This window comes from Devosia sp. (assembly GCF_028290625.1).
Lineage (GTDB): Bacteria > Pseudomonadota > Alphaproteobacteria > Rhizobiales > Devosiaceae > Devosia.
On record NZ_JAQGJM010000032.1, the window covers coordinates 25,013 to 40,767 of the forward strand.

The 15,755-nt window shown below is 61.3% G+C and carries 15 protein-coding genes and 1 tRNA gene; 8 read left to right on the plus strand and 8 right to left on the minus strand.

From position 1 onward, the window contains the following. Positions 1–299: 299 nt before the first annotated feature. Entirely contained in the window at positions 300–1,751 is a 1,452-nt protein-coding gene (gene cls, locus JWR51_RS17540) for a cardiolipin synthase (RefSeq protein ID WP_299750428.1), read from the plus strand. Positions 1,752–1,764: 13 nt separating this feature from the next. Beyond that, the gene (locus JWR51_RS17545; protein WP_299750431.1) at positions 1,765–2,481 is read left to right on the plus strand and encodes an alanyl-tRNA editing protein; all 717 of its coding nucleotides are present in this window, start codon (positions 1,765–1,767) and stop codon (positions 2,479–2,481) included. Positions 2,482–2,635: 154 nt separating this feature from the next. Here JWR51_RS17545 and JWR51_RS17550 read toward each other — a convergent pair whose 3' ends face one another. From JWR51_RS17550 to JWR51_RS17570, 5 genes are all read right to left on the minus strand, one after another. Beyond that, the gene (locus JWR51_RS17550; protein ID WP_299750434.1) at positions 2,636–3,661 is read right to left on the minus strand and encodes an amino acid ABC transporter substrate-binding protein; all 1,026 of its coding nucleotides are present in this window, start codon (positions 3,659–3,661) and stop codon (positions 2,636–2,638) included. Positions 3,662–3,788: 127 nt separating this feature from the next. After that, positions 3,789–4,586 (minus strand): amino acid ABC transporter ATP-binding protein, encoded by a 798-nt coding sequence (locus JWR51_RS17555; protein ID WP_299750437.1) that lies wholly within the window; start codon positions 4,584–4,586, stop codon positions 3,789–3,791. A gap of 3 nt (positions 4,587–4,589) precedes the next feature. Next, on the minus strand, positions 4,590–5,684 hold the full coding sequence (locus JWR51_RS17560) for an amino acid ABC transporter permease (protein WP_299750467.1): 1,095 nt from the start codon (positions 5,682–5,684) through the stop codon (positions 4,590–4,592). A gap of 40 nt (positions 5,685–5,724) precedes the next feature. Further along, positions 5,725–6,840, minus strand: a complete 1,116-nt coding sequence (locus tag JWR51_RS17565) for an amino acid ABC transporter permease (RefSeq protein WP_299750440.1) — start codon at positions 6,838–6,840, stop codon at positions 5,725–5,727. Positions 6,841–7,020: 180 nt separating this feature from the next. Beyond that, on the minus strand, positions 7,021–8,037 hold the full coding sequence (locus tag JWR51_RS17570) for an amino acid ABC transporter substrate-binding protein (protein ID WP_299750443.1): 1,017 nt from the start codon (positions 8,035–8,037) through the stop codon (positions 7,021–7,023). A 216-nt stretch (positions 8,038–8,253) separates the two neighbouring features. Here JWR51_RS17570 and metC point away from each other — a divergent pair, with 216 nt between their 5' ends. Further along, a complete protein-coding gene (gene metC, locus JWR51_RS17575; RefSeq protein WP_299750446.1) occupies positions 8,254–9,441 on the plus strand; it encodes a cystathionine beta-lyase in 1,188 nt (395 codons plus the stop codon). Here metC and JWR51_RS17580 read toward each other — a convergent pair. After that, the gene (locus JWR51_RS17580) at positions 9,423–10,160 is read right to left on the minus strand and encodes a phosphatase PAP2 family protein (protein ID WP_299750449.1); all 738 of its coding nucleotides are present in this window, start codon (positions 10,158–10,160) and stop codon (positions 9,423–9,425) included. The genes metC and JWR51_RS17580 overlap by 19 nt on opposite strands. Before the next feature lie 104 nt (positions 10,161–10,264). Here JWR51_RS17580 and JWR51_RS17585 point away from each other — a divergent pair. The 5 genes from JWR51_RS17585 to JWR51_RS17605 all read left to right on the plus strand — a co-directional run bounded on the left by JWR51_RS17585 (position 10,265) and on the right by JWR51_RS17605 (position 13,183). Continuing rightward, positions 10,265–10,341 (plus strand) — tRNA-Pro (locus tag JWR51_RS17585). Between the two features lie 62 nt (positions 10,342–10,403). Beyond that, on the plus strand, positions 10,404–10,709 hold the full coding sequence (locus tag JWR51_RS17590) for an ETC complex I subunit (protein WP_299730928.1): 306 nt from the start codon (positions 10,404–10,406) through the stop codon (positions 10,707–10,709). A gap of 81 nt (positions 10,710–10,790) precedes the next feature. Further along, the gene (locus JWR51_RS17595) at positions 10,791–11,534 is read left to right on the plus strand and encodes a sulfite exporter TauE/SafE family protein (RefSeq protein ID WP_299750452.1); all 744 of its coding nucleotides are present in this window, start codon (positions 10,791–10,793) and stop codon (positions 11,532–11,534) included. Between the two features lie 79 nt (positions 11,535–11,613). Further along, positions 11,614–12,480 (plus strand): TraB/GumN family protein, encoded by an 867-nt coding sequence (locus tag JWR51_RS17600; protein WP_299750455.1) that lies wholly within the window; start codon positions 11,614–11,616, stop codon positions 12,478–12,480. A gap of 82 nt (positions 12,481–12,562) precedes the next feature. Next, positions 12,563–13,183 carry a YitT family protein gene (locus JWR51_RS17605; RefSeq protein ID WP_299750458.1) on the plus strand — a complete coding sequence of 207 codons (621 nt, stop codon included), beginning with the start codon at positions 12,563–12,565 and terminating at the stop codon, positions 13,181–13,183. 98 nt (positions 13,184–13,281) lie between these two features. Here the strand turns inward: JWR51_RS17605 and JWR51_RS17610 are convergent, their stop codons facing one another. Both JWR51_RS17610 and JWR51_RS17615 read right to left on the minus strand, forming a co-directional pair. Continuing rightward, complete coding sequence (locus JWR51_RS17610) at positions 13,282–14,433, minus strand: Gfo/Idh/MocA family oxidoreductase (RefSeq protein WP_299750461.1); 1,152 nt, start codon at positions 14,431–14,433, stop codon at positions 13,282–13,284. Positions 14,434–14,444: 11 nt separating this feature from the next. After that, the gene (locus JWR51_RS17615) at positions 14,445–15,497 is read right to left on the minus strand and encodes a sugar phosphate isomerase/epimerase (protein ID WP_299750464.1); all 1,053 of its coding nucleotides are present in this window, start codon (positions 15,495–15,497) and stop codon (positions 14,445–14,447) included. Between the last annotated feature and the right edge of the window lie 258 nt (positions 15,498–15,755).

Below are 15,755 nucleotides of genomic sequence, written 5' to 3' on the forward strand. Positions count from 1 at the left end.
GGCTGCGGGTTCGCGACGAACGGCCGTGGGGAGTTTGGTGGGAGGGGAATGCGGTCGCGCGATCCCTGGGCCAGCGCGACGTTCGTCATCTCACTCAAGGGATGGCCACGTTCGAGCGGCCAGAAACCCCATCGCATGCGGCGAGACGCTGTCTCGCTTATCTACAAAACCCATGAGGCACGTCTCGCCGCATGCCGCAGTCTTTCTCAACCGCGGACCAATCGGTCCAGCGGACGTAGCCATTGCCCCTGCCCGCATCGCTGCTACAGTGCCGCGCAACGAAACTGGATGAGCGCTCCGTGGTTGGCATAGAATACGTTCTGGGCATGATCGTCCGGGATCTGCACATCGTCGCCGCCATTACCGGGGCAGTTTACCTGCTGGCCTTTGTCTGCGCCGTACGCGAGATTATGAATTCGCGCACCTCGCAGGGCTCGATTGCCTGGCTTCTATCGCTGGGCCTATTGCCCTTTCCCACGGCATTTCTGTATTTGATCTTCGGCTGGAAGGCCTTTGACGACTACGCTACTGACCGGATACGCAACGGCCGCTCGGCGCGGCCGCTGCGGGCCAAAGACCTGGCGCTGATCGATTCTGAGACCGGTGCGCTCTGGCCCGTGCAAACCAAGGTCTCCGAGGTGCCGTTCCTGAGCGGCAACGAGGTCGAACTGCTGATCGATGGCAAGGCCACCTTCGACTCGATTTTCGAGGGCATCAGCAAGGCCAAGACCTACCTCTTCGTGCAGTTCTACATCGTGCGTGACGACCGGCTGGGCGAGGAATTGGCCGAACGGCTGATCGAGCGCGCCAATGCCGGTGTTAAAGTCTACCTGCTCTACGACGATGTCGGCAGCACGGGCATGCCCAAGCGCTTCCGCACCAGGTTGCGCGCGGTCGGGATCAAGGTTGCCGGGTTCAACCAGCGCCACAAATTCATGCGCTTTTACGGCCCGACGCGGATCAATTATCGCAATCACCGCAAGATCGTGGTGGTCGATGGCGAGGTCGCCTGGGTCGGCGGGCACAATGTCGGCGTCGAATATCTCGGCGAAAACAAGAAGTTCGGGCATTGGCGCGATACCCATGTTCGCGTGGCGGGGCCGGCGACGCTGGGCTGCGCGCTGCTGTTCCGCGAAGACTGGGCCTGGGCCACAGGCGAATTACTATCCTCGACGCCGCCCGCTCTGGTGCCCACGCCCGGCGATCAGTCGGTGCTGGTGATGGGCAGCGGGCCCGCCGACAAGCTCGAAGAATGCGCCATCGCCTTCACCGACGCGATCTCGCAGGCGCGCGAGCGGCTATGGATCGTCAGCCCTTATTTCGTGCCCGACACCGATGTGCGCACCGCGCTTTACGCGGCGCAGCTGCGTGGTGTCGACGTGCGGATCATGCTGCCAGAGGAACCCGACCACAAGATCGTCTGGCTTGCGAGCATCGCCCACGCCGACGCGATGGTGGAGCACGGCATCTCGATTTATCGCTACACCACCGGCTTCCTGCACCAGAAAGTGGTGTTGATGGACGATCGCATCACCAGCGTCGGCAGCGCCAATTTCGACAACCGATCCTTCGCCATCAATTTCGAGATAACCCTCTGGTTCACCGATCCCAAGACCATCAATGGGGTCGAGGCCATGCTGCTCGATGACTTCAAGAGTTGCCGGCAGGTCGATCTCTACGAAGTCAAAACCCGACCGATGCATATGCGCTTCGCCACCCAGGCGGCGCGACTTCTATCGCCAGTGCTCTGAAAGACCCTTGGATATGACGCAATTTCTGTTTCGCGACGACAGCTATCAGCAGGAGACACCGGCCACGGTGATCGGCCTGACCGAGGCCGGTGGCATCGTGCTCGACCGCACCAATTTCTACGCCGCTTCGGGTGGGCAGCCGGGCGATAGCGGCAGTTTGTTGTTGGCAGACGGATCGACGATGGTCATTGCCACGGCGATCCATCCGGACGGCGACAAGACTGCCATCGTGCATGTGCCGGCCGAAGGCTCGCCCCTGCCCGCGCTCGGCGACACCGTCACCGCCCGAATCGACTGGGATCGGCGCTACAAGCTGATGCGGATGCACACGGCGCTGCATCTGCTCTCCGTGGTGCTGCCCTTCGCCGTAACCGGCGGCTCGATCGGCGAGGACAAGGGTCGCCTCGATTTCAACATGCCGGAGGCACCCGAGAACCTCGCCGCACTCGAGGCCCAGCTCAACGCCATGGTCACCGACGGGCACGAGGTCACAACGGAATGGATTACCGACGCCGAAATGGCGGCCAATCCGGATCTGATCAAGACCATGAACGTCAAGCCGCCGATGGGCCAGGGCCGGGTTCGGCTGGTGCGCATCGGCTCGATCGACCTGCAGCCCTGCGGTGGCACCCACGTGCGCAATACGCGCGAAATCGGCGCTCTTTCGATTGGCAAGATTGAGAATAAAGGCAAGCAGAACAGACGCGTAAGCCTGTTGTTTGCCGATTAGATTCCGCTGGGGGACCGATTGAGATTCAGCTCATGCTGAGCCGAAAATGGCGGTCTTCGAGAACCGGACCGGAGCGTACGTTTCGGTACGTGAGGACCGGAAGCGCAGAAGACTGGAATTTGCAGGCCAGCATCAGCTGAATGGCGATCGGTCTCTAATTTATGGGCGGAGCGTAGAGCAGTCCGCCATTGCTCCACAGCGCATTCTGGCCCCGCAGCAGGGCCGCCCCAGTCTGCGGGCCGAAATGGCGGTCATAGAGTTCGGAATAATTGCCGATAGCGCGGACGACATTGCTCATGAACTTGGGCGACAGCCCGAGCGCGGTGCCGAAATCGCCATCAAGGCCAAGCAGTCGCCTTACTCCAGTTGTCCTCGTTGCAGCGAGCGAGTCTATATTCAGTGAGGTAACGCCAAGTTCCTCAGCATTGATCAGGGTATAGATGGTCCAACGCACAATCTCGAACCACTGGTCATCGCCAGTGCGCACCACCGGGCCGAGCAGTTCCTTGGAAATATGCTCAGGCAGGATGCGATTGGTCGCGGGTTCAGGCAGGCCCCGGCGGATAGCCTGGAGCTGGCGGCCGGTGGCTGACACCGCCTGGCACAGCCCGGCGCGATAGGCGATGGCGAGATCGGCCGCGTCCTCATAGACCACCTCCGAATAGGTGGCCTGGTTGGTGAAAAAGAACTCCTCCATGCGGTCGAGTTCGTCGCCGCCGTCGATGACGCAGACGCTGACATTATCGAGCTCATAGGCAGAGACGATGCCGAGCGATTGAGGCACCATGAATGCCTGGCCGTCGAAGAAGGTGGGCGCCACGAAATTGGCGCCGTAGAGTGTGTCGCGCTGCTGGCTCCAGGCGCCGTTGCGGGTCAGCACATCGACGGCGCCAGTCTGCAACCAGGCGAAGCGCGCCTCGCCGCGCAAGGACCGGAACTCGATCTTGTCGGGATCGCCGAACACGGCGGCGGCGATGCCACGGCACAGATCGACGTCGAAACCGGACCATTTGCCGTCGGCATCCTGCTGGGCGAATCCGGGCAGCGGATTGGTGGCGCCGCAGATCAGAAAGCCGCGGTCGCGGACCGCCTGCAGCGTCGAGATTTTGGGAGACGGCACATCGAGCGTCTGCGCCCAGGCCGGCAGGACCAGAACAGCAAGCAGCAGGGCGGCGAGCATGACCCGCCACCCTTGCCTCATATCCAGCCCAAACCTGCCCTGCCCTATCATGGCGCGCAGCATATCCGCCCCCGGCCCGACGTGGTCAAGCCAACAAGCAGGTTGCCCCAGCTTTTCGTGGAGCCGGTCAGTGCAGGATCTGGCTCAGGAACAGCTTGGTGCGCTCATGTTGCGGATTGGAGAAGAAGGCCTCGGGTTCGTTCTGCTCGATGATCTGGCCCTGGTCCATGAAGATGACCCGATTGGCGACCTGGCGAGCGAAGCCCATTTCGTGGGTCACGCAGATCATGGTCATGCCTTCTTCGGCCAGCGAGATCATCACCTCCAACACTTCCTTGACCATTTCTGGATCGAGCGCCGAGGTCGGCTCATCGAACAGCATGATCTTGGGCTGCATGCAGAGCGAACGCGCGATGGCGACGCGCTGCTGCTGGCCGCCAGACAGCTGGCCTGGGAATTTGTGCGCCTGCTCGGGAATCTTGACCCGGTTGAGATAGTGCATGGCGGTCGCCTCGGCCTCGGCCTTGGGAATGCCGCGCACCCAGATCGGGGCCAGCGTCAGGTTCTGCAGGATGGTCAAATGCGGGAACAGATTGAAGTGTTGGAACACCATGCCCACTTCCCGGCGCACTTCGTCGATGCGCTTGAGGTCGTTGGTCAGCTCGGTGCCGTTGACGATGATCTGGCCCTGCTGGTGTTCCTCCAGTCGGTTGATGCAGCGGATCAGCGTCGACTTGCCGGACCCCGAGGGGCCGGCGATGACGATACGCTCGCCGCGCATGACCTTGAGGTCGATATCGCGCAGCACGTGGAAATCGGCATACCACTTGTTCATGCCGATAACGTCGATCGCCACGTCGGTCTTGGAGATCTGCATCTTGGAGCGGGTGACGGGCTGCCCGGCAGCTTCGGTTGCGGTGGTCATGGCTTACCTCTTGTGGCCGGTATTCAGTCGCCGTTCCATGAACTGCGAGTAGCGCGACATTGAAAAACAGAACATCCAGAACACCGCGGCGGCGAAAATGTAGCCGGTGATGGCCTGGGTCGGGGAAGCCCATTCGATGGCGTCGTTCTTGGTCTTCACCGCCTCGAGCAGGTCTTTCATACCCACGATGTAGACGAGGGACGTGTCCTTGAAGAGGGCGATGAAGCTGTTGACGATGCCGGGAATGACGTGTTTCAGCGCCTGGGGCAGGATGATAAAACCCATCCGTTTCCAGTAGCTGAGGCCCAGCGCCGCGGCCGCTTCGTATTGGCCGCGACCGATGGCCTGCATGCCGCCGCGAACCACTTCGGCCATATAGGCGGACGAGAACAGCGTCACGCCGACCAGAGCGCGCAAGAACTTATCCACCGTCACGCCGGCTGGCATAAACAGTGGCAGCATGATCGATGCCATGAACAGAATGGTGATCAGTGGCACGGCGCGGATCAATTCGATGAAGGCGACGCAAATCGACTTGATGATCGGCATGCTGGATTGCCGGCCAAGCGCCAGTATGATGCCGAGCGGCAGAGACAGGCAGATGCCCACCACCGAGATGATCAACGTCACCATTAGCCCGCCCCATTGCTCCGTGGGAACGTAGCGCAGGCCGAATATCCCGCCGCTCAGCAGGATGACGCTGGCGATCGGGAACACGATGATGAACAGGATGGCATTGAGCCGCTTGTATGGTGCCTTTGGCATGGCCAAGGGAATGATCAGCAGCGCCAGCATGGCGAAGACGATATTGACGCGCCAGTATTCGACGGCCGGATAGAAGCCATAGACGAAGAAATCGAGCTCGCTGGCGATATAGGCCCAGCAGGCGCCGACGTTCTCGACGCGGCACTGTTCGACAGTGCCGCCGGGTGGCACGGCTCGCCCGATCAGGAAACCATAAAGCGGCGGGACGATCCAGGCGAGGAAGGCCAGGCCAAGCAGCGTCAGTAGAGTATCGCTCGGCGTGGCGAAGAGGTTCTTGCGCACCCAGACGATGGGGCCAGAAGTGGGATTGGGGGCCGGCGAGGCGCCGGTCATTTCACTGCGAACGAAGGAAATATCGGTCAATTGCGCGCTCCTATCGTTCGACCAGCGCCACGCGGGCGTTGTACCAGTTCATGATCGCCGAGGTGAGCAGCGAGATCGTCAGATAGAACGCCATGGTCATGGCGATGACTTCGATGGCGCGGCCGCTCTGGCCTAGCGCGGTGCCGGCAAACACGTTCACCACTTCGGAATAACCGATGGCGGCGCCGAGCGATGAGTTCTTGGTCAGGTTGAGATACTGGCTGGTCAGCGGCGGAATGATGACGCGCATGGCCTGGGGAATGACCACCAGACGCAGCCGGTCGCTGTCCTTGAGCCCGAGCGATTGCGCGGCTTCGGTTTGGCCGTGATTAACCGCCAGGATGCCGGCACGCACGGTTTCGGCGATGAAGGAGGCCGTATAGATGCTTAGCCCCCAGGCCAGCGCCACGAATTCGGGTGGCAGTTCCAGCCCGCCCTTGAAATTGAAGCGGTTGAGAACCGGCGGGTCGAAGGTGACAGCGGCGCCACTAGCAAACCAGACGACGAGAACCAGTACAAGCATCAGTGCTGCCGAGGACAGGAACACCGGAAAACGCTTGCCCGTCGCCTCAAGCCGGCGCTTGGCCCAACGCTGGATCAGGAATGCACCGACCAGGCCAAGCAGGATGGCGACGTAGATCCAACTAAACTGCGCGTCGGGTTGCGGCCTTGGAACGAACAGGCCGCGCTGGTTGATGAACATGTCGAGCGGCAGCGCGAAAGAGTCCTTTACCGCCGGCATTGCCTTGAGCACGGCGAAATACCAGAAGAACAATTGCAGCAGCAGCGGGATATTGCGGATGGTCTCGACATAGATGGTGGCAAGCCGCGAGATCAGAAAATTTGAGGACAGCCGGGCGATACCAAGGGTGAACCCGATGATCGTCGAAAAGAAAATGGCGATAACGGCCACCAACAGCGTGTTGGTGATGCCCACCAGGAAGGCCTGCCAGTAGGTCGACTCGCGGGTGAATTCGAACAGCGAGAAACCGATGGGGAAACCCGCGGTCTTGCCCAGGAAGTCGAAGCCCGTGGTCTTGCCTTGAGCGGCCAGATTGATCGAAGTGTTGTGGACGATCCAGGTAACGAACGTGACCAGCAATACGCCGACAACGACCTGGTACATGATGCCCCGGACAACGGGGTCATTGTAGAAAGCTGTTCGCGGTGGCTGTTGCCCCGCAGACTCAAGCATTGCCATAGGTACGCCGGTCCCCTTGCACCTGAATTCAAGCCAGTGATGGCTGGCCGTGCCCGCTAAGAGAGAAGCCCGGCACCAAATCAATGGCGCCGGGCGTCAAAAGCCTTAGCGGATCGGCGCAGCGTACTGGAGGCCGCCGTCTTTCCACAGGGCGTTCAGGCCGCGTGCAAGCCCGATCGGGGTATCGGGACCAACGTTGCGGTTGAAAGATTCGCCGTAGTTACCGATGAGCTTGACGATCTGGTAAGCCCAATCCTTGGTCAGGCCGAGCGGGGTGCCAAAGTCGCCTTCAACGCCGAGCAGGCGCTTGATTTCCGGGTTGTCTGAACCGAGCATCTCGTCGACATTGGCCTGGGTCACGCCGAGTTCTTCGGCCTGCAGCAGGGCGAAATAGGTCCAGCGATTGATGTTGAACCAGGTGTCGTCGCCCTGGCGAACGACCGGGCCAAGGGGTTCCTTAGAGATGATCTCGGGCAGGATGATGTGGTCGTCGGGAACGGCGAACTTGGAGCGTTCGGCAGCCAGCGCCGAAGCGTCGGTGGTGTAGACGTCGCAACGGCCGTCTTCGTAGGCCTTCACGACTTCGTCCTGGTCAACGAACACGACGGTGTTGAATTCCAGCTTGTTGGTCGCGAAATAGTCGGCGGCGTTCAGCTCGGTCGTGGTGCCCGATTCGATGCAGATGGCGGCGCCCGACAGGTCCAATGCGGATTTGATATTGTCGGACTTACGGACCATGAAGCCCTGGCCGTCATAGTACATGGTGCCGATGAACTTGATGCCAAGCTGCGTATCGCGGCTCATGGTCCAGGTCGTGGTGCGCGACAGGATGTCGATTTCACCGGCGGACAACGCGGTGAAGCGTTCCTGCGAGGTCAGCGGGGTGTAGCGAACCTTCGTGGCATCATTGAAAATCGCGGCGGCGACGGCCTTGCAGAAGTCGACTTCGAGGCCCGCCCATTCGTTGTTGGCATCTGGCGCCGAGAAACCAGCAACACCGCCGGTCACGCCGCACTGCACATAACCCTTGGCCTTCACGTCGGACAGAGTATCGGCATGAGCCGCGGTTACGCCGAAGGTGAGTGCGGCGGCGGCCGCTATTGCGAGAAACTTTGTTTGCATTGTCTTGCCTTTGTTCCTGACCTTGCTTCTTTTACCCCGGAGCGCTGTTTGATGGCCCTCGGTTGCACCACCGCTTTGACGGCGGTTGTGATGCTGGTAACCATCGAAGCGGCTAATGCTACGGGCGTCAAGGCCCGATAGGCTGTTGAGACAGTAAGGCTGTCGCTTTTTTGAGCTTTATACCGGGAGTGATTTCATTTTGGGCAGGCTGGTGCGATGACTGATGAAAACGCAGGCGATTTACTGACGCCATCGATCGAAACACTGCTCACCCATCTTGGACGCGAACCCGACGAACAGTTCGGATTCGTCAACACGCCGGTCTATCGCGGCTCGACAGTGCTGTTCAAAACCCTGGCCGATGTCGAGGCGCAGGAACAGCGGTTTCTTTACGGGCGGGCGGGCAATCCCACTACCGAAGGTGTCGAGGCCATCGTCACGGCGCTGGAGGGGGCCTATCGCACCAAGCTGGTGCCATCGGGGCTGGCAGCGATCACCATTGCGCTGCTGAGCTGCGTCAAGGCGGGCGACGAGGTGTTGATCACCGACACCGCCTATGAGCCCGGCCGCGCTTTTGCCGATGGCTTCCTGGCCCGGATGGGGGTGACGACACGCTATTTCGATCCGCATATCGGGGCGGGCATTGCCAGCATGATCGGGCCGCGCACACGGGCGGTCCTGGCGGAAAGCCCCGGGTCGGTGACCTTCGAGGTGCATGACTTGCCGGCGATCTCGGCGGCGACGCGCGCGGCGGGCGTCCGCCTGATCGTGGACAATAGCTGGGCCAGCCCGCTGTTTCACCAGCCGCTGAAGCTTGGCGCTGATATTGTCATTCATGCCGGCACCAAGATGTTCGTCGGGCACTCGGACGCCTTTGCGGGCACCATTTCGACGACCGAAGCGTGCTGGGACGATGTTGAAAAGATCCGCAAGCTGCTCGGCTTCTTCGCTTCCGGCGACGATGCCTACCTGGTGGCGCGCGGCCTGCGGACGCTGGCCATCCGCATGAAGGAGCACGAGCGCCGCGCGCTGGCGATCGCTTCATGGCTCGAGGGCCAGACGGAGGTGGACACGGTATTCCACCCGGCTTTGCCCAGCCATCCGGACCATGCGATCTTCAAACGCGACTTCACCGGCTCGGGCAGCCTGTTCAGTATTTTGCTGAAGCCGGCGCCCCGTGATGCGGTGGCGGCCTTCGTCGATCACCTCAAGATTTTCACCATGGGTTATTCCTGGGGCGGCTACGAGAGCCTCTGCATGCCCTCCAATCCCCGCAGGATGCGCACGGCGGTGCCGTGGACGCGCGAGGGCAATATGCTGCGGCTGCATATCGGGCTGGAGGGTGTCGACGACCTCAAGGCGGACCTTGCCGCCGCGCTGGAGCGCTACGCGCGCGCTCGCTGATAGAGGCGACGGATGGCGCATAGTGGCCTCGGCACGATGCGACCGTCCGGGCGGAACTTGAACATCCAGCCGCGCCCGGCGAAAAAATAGCGCACCACATAGGCGCCGATCAGGCCGAGGCAGGCCCCTCCGAACACATCGGAGGGGTAATGCATGCCCACGGGCACCCTCGATATGGCGACGAGAATGCCCAAGCCCAGCAGCCAGAAGAACATGCGAGGCACCATGAAACCGATGGTGAAGGCAATGCCGATGGCTGTTGTGGCGTGACCCGAGGGGAAACTCTGGAAGGTCCAGTCGTTGACGACATTGTGGAAGCTGAAAGCGCCGAACTGGTCGAACATATCCGGGCGTCCCCGGCCGATCACGCGCTTGATCAGGTTTGCCACCAATCCGGGCAGGCCGACGCCGACGAAGATGTAGCCGGCCAGCATCGAGACCTCATAGCTGGCCAGCCGTGGCAGGCCGCGCAGGAAATGCCCCGCGAACACGGCGATCACGAAAATCGCCAGGGAGGGAATCAGCACCCAATCGGACACGCCGTAGTCGGTGATGGCAAAAAACGGCGCCCGCCCAGCATCGGGCCAGCCGATGGCGCCACGCGAGGCCCAGATATCAACTTGCGCCACCAGCAGCACGGCGACCACAAAACCGAGCAAAAACAGCAGCCAGGTGTCGCGATTGAGGCCCGGGGGCCAGGGTTTTGTCAGATCGATCATGGGTAGCTTTCTCGGGTGGCGGCGCGGCAGCGTCAATAGCGCATGTAAAACAGTGCGCGCACTTGCCCTTTGCGTTTGGACACGGTATCGGGATGCGGCGATCTCGGAGTGTAGCTCAGCCTGGTAGAGCACTGGTTTTGGGAACCAGGGGTCCAAAGTTCGAATCTTTGTACTCCGACCATCGCATTTTCTTCGTGCCTGCTGCATGATCCAGGCAGCAACAAGGTTTGTTGAGGACCTCGCATGACTGCCCGAATCTACCGCCCCGCCCCGAACGCCATGCAGTCAGGCAAGGGCAAGTCCAAAGACTGGATCCTGGTGCATGAACAGGCCTCGGCCCGCGGCATCGATCCGTTGATGGGCTACACGACCTCGAGCGACACGCGGCAGCAGATCAAGCTGTCCTTCGATACGCTCGAAGCCGCTGAGGCCTATGCGCAGAAGAACGGCATCCCCTACTCGGTGCAGCCCGCGCATGACGCGACGCCTAAAAAGGTGAGCTACCCGGACAATTTCCGATCCGACCGCAAGACGCCCTGGACGCACTAGCGGCATCGGCGTTCGCCATAAAAAGAATCACCCAAGCGCCGCAAGCCATTGTGGCGCTTTTGATTTTCTGGAGCCCTGTCGATGGATGCCGCGCTGCTGATCGTCCTTGCCGGCGCCGCCGCCGCTGGCTTTGCGCAGGGCGTTTCGGGATTTGCGTTCTCGCTGGTAGCGCTGTCGGTATGGGCCTGGGCTGTCGAGCCACAACTGGCGGCTCCGATGTCGGTATTCGGCGCCCTCATGGGGCAATTGGTCACCCTGCCCTTCATCTGGCGCGGGTTCGAACTCAGGAAGCTGCTGCCATTGCTCATCGGCGGATTGATCGGCGTGCCATTCGGCGTCATGCTGCTGGCCTGGTTCGACCCGGCGATGTTCAAATTCGGGCTTGGCGTGTTCCTGCTGATCTATTGCCCGATCATGCTGTTGCTGCCGCACGATTTTAAATGGGAGCGCGGCGGGCGTGTCGCCGACGCCATGGCGGGCTTTGGCGGCGGTGTTCTGGGCGGTATTGGCGGCATATCCGGACCCGTCCCGACGCTATGGACCAATCTGCGCGGCTGGAGCAAGGAGACGCAGCGCGGCGTGCTGCAGGCGTTCAACATCGCCATGCACACGACCACACTGACAATCTACGCGTTCACCGGCTCGATCACCGGCGAGGCGCTCCACATGTTCGCGATCATCGCCCCCGCGCTGGCGATTCCCGCCCTGCTGGGGGTCTCGCTGTTCCACCGGCTCAACGCCCAGGCCTTCCGCCGCATGATTCTGCTATTGCTGATGGTGTCCGGACTGACGCTGATCTGGGGCAGCGTCGCGCATTGGCTGTAGCGGCTGCCTGGTATCGTGGTTTTTGGTTTGGCGGCCGAAGGCGATCTGTCAAAGTGGGAACAACCAACCGGATTTCACCATGACCATGTCTATCCGTGTTTTCGCCGCCACAACTGCTCTGCTCACTGCCGCTGTTCCGGCCAATGCGGCCCCCGCCCTCTGGCAAGTCAGCGACGAAAACAGCAAAGTGTGGCTGTTCGGATCGTTTCATCTGCTGCCGCCTGACACCGCCTGGCGCACCGACATATTTGATCGCGCCATGGCCGATGCCGACCGTGTCTATTTCGAGACCGATGTCGGCGCTGCCGTGCAGGGCACGATCCTTGCCAAGGCGATGGCCATGGGGCTCAACCCGCTCGGCACCACCCTTTCCAGCCAATTGGAGACGGCGGACGCGGCGGCCCTTCGCTCCACCATCGCCGAATTGGGACTGCCGGTGGGGACAATCCAGGCGATGCAGCCTTGGCTCGCCACCAATATGATCAGCACGGCGGTGATCGTCGCACTTGGATATGATCCCAATAGCGGGGTGGATATTGCCTTGCAGCGCGAACTGCCCCCCGAGCGGAAGGCCTATTTCGAGACCAGCGACGAGCAACTCAGTTTCCTCGCCAGCGCGCCGCAGGAGGAGCAGGTCGGCATGCTGGTCGATACGCTCGACAAGCTCGATGACCTGCCCGGCCAGCTCGACGCCATGGTCACCGCCTGGGCCGCCGGCACGCCGGACGTGATGGCCGATGCCTTCTTCGACGACCTGGCCGGCTACGACGCCTTCACCCAGCGCCTGATCTTCGACCGCAATAAGAACTGGGTCGCCAAGATCGACACCATGCTGGCCGACAACGAGCAAGACCTGATCGTCGTCGGCGCCGGACACCTGATGGGCGATGGGAGCGTAGTGGACTTGCTCGAAAAGGAAGGTTTTCGCGTCAAACGGCTGCAATAGACAGCCTTGCACTTTCATCGATTTTGATTTGCCTCGACATGCGGCAGTATCGGCTGATGAGCATGTGGTCGGGACCGATAAATTGCGCCTAGGACGATGGAATGCCACTGCCACCAAGCACAGTCCGCTAGAGGATGTTCAAGGCATTGGCACTGGCCTGCTGCTGGTGGCCCTAGGCATTTCCGTGCTCGCTCATCTCGGCTTTTTCGTTGGCGGCATCGCCGGTGTCTCACTACTGATCCGCTACGCCACCGGCTGGAACTTCGGCGTCGTCTATTTCCTATGCAATCTGCCGTTCTTCGGCTTGGCCATATTGCGGATGGGTCGGGCCTTCACAATCAAAACCATCTTCGTCGTTGCTGCCCTCTCCGTGGTCACCGCCTGGTTACCACAAATGCTCGCCTTCGAGCGGCTCGATCCGTTATTCGGAGTGACGCTGGCGGGCATATTGATCGGCTATGGCATGTTGGCCGTGTTCCGGCACGGCGCCAGTGTGGGCGGCATTTCGATCCTGGCCTTCTATCTTCAGGATCGTTTCGGCTGGCGCGCTGGCCTCGTGCTTCTGGCCGGCGATGTGCTGATTTTTGCCGCGTCCTTCGCGTTCCTGACGCCGATGGCTATCGCCTATTCAGCTCTTGGCGCATTAGTGCTCAACCTGTTTGTCGCCATCAACCACCGCCGCGATCGCTACGTAGCACTGTAAGGATATGGCGTAGACACTGCGTTGGACGCGTTGCTTGCTCCAACAAAAAAGGGCGCAGATTCAATGATCTGCGCCCTCTGCATCCAATGTCCCGGGACTTAGACCTCGCTGAGCTTGGTCCACTTGCCATCGGCTTTGCTGGATTTCACCGAGGCGACGATGAATTCCATGCCTTCGACGCCATCGGCCAGGGTTGGCAGCAGGCCGTCATAGGCGGCGCCGTTGCCGCGGATGACTTCGGCGAACTGGCTGTAGAGCGTGGCGAAAGCTTCCAGGTACCCTTCGGGATGGCCGGAGGGGACGCGCACGTTCATGGTCGAGGCGGCATTGCCGGAGATGGCACCGCCGCGTGTCAGCAGCTGCTTGGGTTTGCCGAACTCGGTGAACCACATGTAGTTCGGATTGTCCTGGCGCCATTCCAGGCCGCCCTTGTCGCCATAGACGCGCAATTGCAGACCGTTTTCGCAGCCGACGGCCACCTGGCTGGCCCAGAGCATGCCCTTGGCGCCGCCCTGGAAGCGCAGCATGATGTGCACGTTATCGTCGAGCTGGCGGCCGGCCACGAAGCTGGTCAGATCGGCCGAGACCGCCTCGGTCTTGAGGCCGGTGACAAAGCGCAGCAGATTATAGGCGTGAGTGCCGATATCGCCGATGGCGCCGCCGGCGCCGGAGCGGGCCGGATCGGTGCGCCAGGACGCCTGCTTGTTATCATCCGCAGCGGCCTCGGTGAGCCAATCCTGCGGATATTCGGCCTGGATGACGCGGATAGTGCCCAATGCGCCCGATTCCACCAGTTGGCGGGCCTGTCGGATCAACGGGTAGCCGGTGTAATTGTGGGTCAGCAGGAACTTGGCGCCGTTCTTCGGCTTGATGTTGGCCAAAGCGCGCGCGTCTTCCAGCGTCGAGGTGATCGGCTTGTCGCAGATCACGTGGATTCCGGCTTCCAGGAAGGCCTTGGCCGGGCCGAAATGCATGTGATTCGGCGTGACGATCGACACCGCCTCGATGCCGTCGGGACGAGCCGCTTCGGCGCGGGCCATCTCTTCGTAGCTGGTGTAGATGCGGTCTTCGGCCAGCCCGATATTGCGACCGGACTCTTTTGCGACTTCGGGGCGCGACGACAGCGCGCCGGCCACCAGATCGTAATCCCCATCGATGCGGGAGGCGACGCGGTGCACGTAGCCGATAAAGGCCCCCGTGCCGCCGCCGACCATGCCCAGACGAATGCGCCTTGCGCCAGTTTCAGCCATTTTTGTTCCCCTCAGAGCCCGAGAATTTTGCGATTGGCGGCAAGGTCCGTACCCGACGACGCGAAATCGTCGAAGGCGTGTTCGGTGACGCGAATAATGTGATTTTTGATGAATTCGGCGCCCTCGCGAGCCCCGTCTTCAGGATGCTTGATGGCGCATTCCCATTCGAGCACGGCCCAACCGGCAAAGTCATATTGCGCCATCTTGGAGAAGATCGAGGCGAAATCGACCTGGCCGTCGCCGAGCGAGCGGAAGCGCCCTGCCCGGTTGATCCAGGACTGGAATCCGCCGTAGACGCCCTGGCGGCCGGTCGGGTTGAACTCGGCATCCTTGACGTGGAACATCCTGATGCGCTCGTGATAGATGTCGATGTAATCGAGATAATCGAGTTGCTGCAGCACGAAGTGGCTGGGATCGTAGAGCAGATTGGCGCGCGGGTGGTTGTTCACGCGATCGAGGAACATCTCGTAGGTGACGCCGTCGTGCAGGTCTTCGCCGGGGTGGATTTCGTAGCAGAGATCGACGCCGTTATTGTCGAATTCATTGAGGATCGGCGTCCAGCGGCGGGCCAGTTCATCGAAGGCTTCTTCGACAAGGCCGGCGGGGCGCTGCGGCCAGGGATAGACATAGGGCCAGGCGAGCGCGCCCGAGAAGGTGGCGTGTTCGGTGAGGCCAAGGTTCTTCGATGCTCTGGCGGCGAACATCAACTGCCGGACCGCCCATTCCTGTCGGGCCTTGGGGTTGTTGTGGACCGATGCCGGCGCGAAACCATCGAACTGGGCGTCATAGGCCGGATGGACGGCGACGAGCTGGCCCTGAAGGTGAGTGGAAAGCTCGGTGATCTCGAGGCCGTGCTTTTCGACAATGCCGCGGATTTCATCGGCATAGGCCTGGGAGGTGGCGGCTTTTTCCAGATCGATGAAGCTCGAGACCCAGCTTGGAATCTGGACGCCCTTGTAGCCGAGACTTGCGGCCCAGCCGCAGATGTTGTCGAGCGTATCGAAGGGGGCCTGATCCCCGGCGAACTGGGCCAAAAAGATTGCCGGCCCTTTGATGGTGCGCATGTCGGCTCCTCCCTGTGGTACGTACGTCAGAAATGGGTGATGACATACGCGGTGTTTTTGTTGGCGATAGTTTTTGACTGGTGTGGGGGCGGTGTCAAGGATTCGGTGGTGGGTTCTTGGGATCGGCGGGGGTGTGAAATGCCACTCGCTCGCCCGTTGGGAAGAGAGAAGTTGGGGCGTGTTGCCCACCCCTTCCCCGCCCTCCCCGCAAGGGGGAGGGTGTTGGGCTGAGTTGGGGGGGAAGGGTGGATCGCATAA

What these genes read in the sequence shown, in the direction of transcription:
- JWR51_RS17545 (WP_299750431.1), top strand. Translation starts at nt 1,765, where the DNA reads ATGACGCAATTTCTGTTTCGCGACGACAGCTATCAGCAGGAGACACCG.
- JWR51_RS17550 (WP_299750434.1), bottom strand. Translation starts at nt 3,661, where the DNA reads ATGCTCGCCGCCCTGCTGCTTGCTGTTCTGGTCCTGCCGGCCTGGGCG.
- JWR51_RS17555 (WP_299750437.1), bottom strand. Translation starts at nt 4,586, where the DNA reads ATGACCACCGCAACCGAAGCTGCCGGGCAGCCCGTCACCCGCTCCAAG.
- JWR51_RS17560 (WP_299750467.1), bottom strand. Translation starts at nt 5,684, where the DNA reads ATGACCGGCGCCTCGCCGGCCCCCAATCCCACTTCTGGCCCCATCGTC.
- JWR51_RS17565 (WP_299750440.1), bottom strand. Translation starts at nt 6,840, where the DNA reads ATGTACCAGGTCGTTGTCGGCGTATTGCTGGTCACGTTCGTTACCTGG.
- JWR51_RS17570 (WP_299750443.1), bottom strand. Translation starts at nt 8,037, where the DNA reads ATGCAAACAAAGTTTCTCGCAATAGCGGCCGCCGCCGCACTCACCTTC.
- metC (WP_299750446.1), top strand. Translation starts at nt 8,254, where the DNA reads ATGACTGATGAAAACGCAGGCGATTTACTGACGCCATCGATCGAAACA.
- JWR51_RS17580 (WP_299750449.1), bottom strand. Translation starts at nt 10,160, where the DNA reads ATGATCGATCTGACAAAACCCTGGCCCCCGGGCCTCAATCGCGACACC.
- JWR51_RS17590 (WP_299730928.1), top strand. Translation starts at nt 10,404, where the DNA reads ATGACTGCCCGAATCTACCGCCCCGCCCCGAACGCCATGCAGTCAGGC.
- JWR51_RS17595 (WP_299750452.1), top strand. Translation starts at nt 10,791, where the DNA reads ATGGATGCCGCGCTGCTGATCGTCCTTGCCGGCGCCGCCGCCGCTGGC.
- JWR51_RS17600 (WP_299750455.1), top strand. Translation starts at nt 11,614, where the DNA reads ATGACCATGTCTATCCGTGTTTTCGCCGCCACAACTGCTCTGCTCACT.
- JWR51_RS17610 (WP_299750461.1), bottom strand. Translation starts at nt 14,433, where the DNA reads ATGGCTGAAACTGGCGCAAGGCGCATTCGTCTGGGCATGGTCGGCGGC.
- JWR51_RS17615 (WP_299750464.1), bottom strand. Translation starts at nt 15,497, where the DNA reads ATGCGCACCATCAAAGGGCCGGCAATCTTTTTGGCCCAGTTCGCCGGG.